This is a genomic window from Xanthobacter autotrophicus, assembly GCF_030015065.1.
GTDB lineage: Bacteria > Pseudomonadota > Alphaproteobacteria > Rhizobiales > Xanthobacteraceae > Xanthobacter > Xanthobacter autotrophicus_D.
In genome coordinates this window covers 1-2,787 of the sequence record NZ_JAIVFN010000219.1, presented here as the reverse complement: position 1 = coordinate 2,787, position 2,787 = coordinate 1, and the positions used below count along the sequence as shown (strand labels likewise).

The 2,787-nt window shown below is 71.2% G+C and carries 1 protein-coding gene; it reads right to left on the bottom strand.

Annotated elements, in window-relative coordinates; genetic code table 11:
• Positions 1–90: 90 nt before the first annotated feature.
• A partial coding sequence (locus tag K9U40_RS22450) for a molybdopterin cofactor-binding domain-containing protein (RefSeq protein WP_282892321.1) occupies positions 91–2,787 on the bottom strand: 2,697 nt, incomplete at its 5' end.

Sequence of the window (2,787 nt, the reverse complement as noted above, 5' to 3'; positions counted from 1 at the left end):
AGGGAGGGGGCAGCGCGTTTCCCGTTGTCGCGATGGCTGGAGGAGCAGGACCGGAACTTCGAGCCGTGGGGGCGCAAAGCCGCCGCGCCCTCACGGCGTCGGCGTCGCCCTCAGGCGCGCCACCGTCTGCTCCAGCCCGTTCCACGCCGGTGCGCCGGGCGCAAACTTGCCGCGCATGTAGCGCACGAGATCGGCCACCTGCGCGTCGTCGAAACTGTCGCGGAAGGCGGGCATGTCGCCCAATGCCGGGGCGGCGGGAGCGGGGATACCCTCCAGGATCACGCGGATGAGATTGTCCGGCTGCGCCGCATGCACATTGGTGTTGAGCGCCAGCGAAGGCCGTGCGCCGAACAGGGTCGGCCCGTCCGGCGCATGGCAGGCGGCGCAGGCGCCCTCGAACAGGCGGCCGCCCACGCTGTCCATGGGCCGCAAGGACGCCTCCGCCTTCGCCTCCAGCGTTGCCGCCACGGCGGCGGCATCCGCGCTCGCGGGGCCGGCGAAGGACGCCAGATAGACCGCCATGGCTCGGATGTCGGCGTCGGGCAGGTGGGCGAGCTCCTGCACCACCGGCGCCATGGGGCCGGCCGCCGTGCCGTGGAAGCGCGAGAAGCCGGTGCGCAGATAGGTGTAGAGCTCGTCCTCGCTCCACGGAATGGGCGCCCTGGAGAGCGCGGTGAGGGCCGGGGCCTCCCAGCCGTCCGCGACCCCGCCGGCGAGATACGCCGCGCCTCCCTTCTCCGCGCCCAGCAGGTTGCGCGGGGTGTGGCAGGCGCCGCAATGACCCAGCCCCTCCACCAGATAGCGTCCCCGGTTCCACTGGGGCGATTGCCCCGCCTGCGCCTGAAGCTGGCCGGGCGTGAGGAACAAGAGGTTCCAGCCGGCCATCAGCGGGCGGATGTTGAAGGGGAAGGTCATGCGGTTTTCGGGCGGCGTCGCCTTCACCGGGGCCTGCGACATGAGGAAGGCGTAGAGCGCCTGCATGTCGGCATCGGAGATGCGGGTGAAGGCGGTGTAGGGGAAGGCCGGGTAGAGGTGGCGTCCGTCCCGCGAGATGCCCTCGCGCATGGCCCGCTCGAACGCGGCATAGGACCATGCGCCGATGCCGGTTTCCGCATCCGGCGTGAGATTGGTGGAATGGATGGTGCCGAAGGGCGTGTGCAGTGCCCGCCCGCCGGCATTGGCGATGCCGCCTTCCGCCGTGTGGCACACGGCGCAATCGCCCAGCGCCGCGAGGATTTTTCCGCGCGCGATCATCTCGGCGGAGAAGGAGGCCGGGTCCGGCGGCGCGATGGGGACAAAAGCGCCACGGATGGGCAGCGCCAGCGTCGCCATGCCCAGCGCGCCGGCCAGTGCCGCCCCGGCCATGGTCCACCATGAGCGGCGGCGCTTTTCCTTCACCGGCTTCGGCGCGGCCTCGCCGGACAGGGCGGCGCGCACGCGGTCGGGGGTGAAGGGCGGCTCGCGCAGGCGCACGCCGGTGGCATCGAAGATGGCGTTGGCGATGGCCGCCGCGCTCGGCACCGAGGCGGATTCCCCCGAGCCCAAAGGCGGGTCGTCTGGCCGCGGCATCAGCACCACGTTGATGACCGGCACTTCCGGGAAGGTGAGGATGGGGTAGGCGCCCCATTCCCGGCTGGTGACGGCTTTGTCGTCGAAGGTCACCTGCTCCTTCAGGGCGCGGGAGGTGGACTGGATGACGTTGCCGTGGATCTGGTGCTCGATGCCCGCCGGGTTGATCATCAGCCCGGAATCCTGGCCCACAACCACGCGCTTCACGGCCACGTCGCCGGTGCGTTTGTTCACCTCCACGTCCGCCACCCAGGCCGACCAGGCGGCGCCGTAGCCGGGGAACTTCGAGTGCACATAGAGGGCATAGGCGAAGCCCTGGCCGCGCACCACGTCGCCTTCCACCACCTCCATGCGCGGAGCGGTGCGCTTCTCCCAGCCGGCGCGCGCGGCGGTGGCCTTCACCAGCTCGGCGGCACGGTCGTCATGGAGGTGGCGCAGGCGGTAATCCACGGGGTCCACGCCTGCCGCCGCCGCCAGCTCGTCGATATAGCTCTCGTGGGCGAAGGAATTGGGCAGGGCCGACACACCCCGCAGCCACGCCGCCCGCACGATGGGCGCCACATCGTCCACCGTTACGCGCATGTGGTCGTAGGCATAGGGCGGGATGGCGGTGCGGTCGCCCATCTCGAACACGGGATTGTCCGCCGGCACCCGCCCCGTCAGCAGCAGCGCCAGTGTCACCGCGGCGTTGGAGGGGTAGCGGGTGTTGAAATCGTAGGCCGCGGGGGTGCCGTCGGCGTTGATGCCGCCCTTCACCTGCATGAGCTGGGCGGCGCCCTTGGGCTCCCACGCATGTTCCTGCTCGCGGGTGAGCTGCACCCGCACCGGCCGGCCCACCGCGCGCGAGAGGAGGGCGGCGTCGGCGGCCACGTCGTCGGCGCAATTGCGGCCGTAGCAGCCGGCGGCCTCGAAACGGACGATCTCCACCGCCTCTTCCGGCAGGCCCAGCAGCAGGGCGATATCCATGCGCAGGGGATAGGGGTTCTGCGTGCCGGCCCAGACGATGGCGCCGTCTTCCCGCACGTCCGCCACCGCGCAGGAGGGGCCGATGGAGGCATGCATCTGGTAGGGCCATACATAGGTGCGGTCGAGGGTTTGCGCGGCATCGGCGCGGGCGGCGTCGGGGTCGCCGCGCTCATGGAGTGTGCGCCGGTTCTCCACGGGGATGCGGCGGAGCGCGTTCTCCACGTTGTCGAGGTCGGGGAGGGTGGGGGCTGT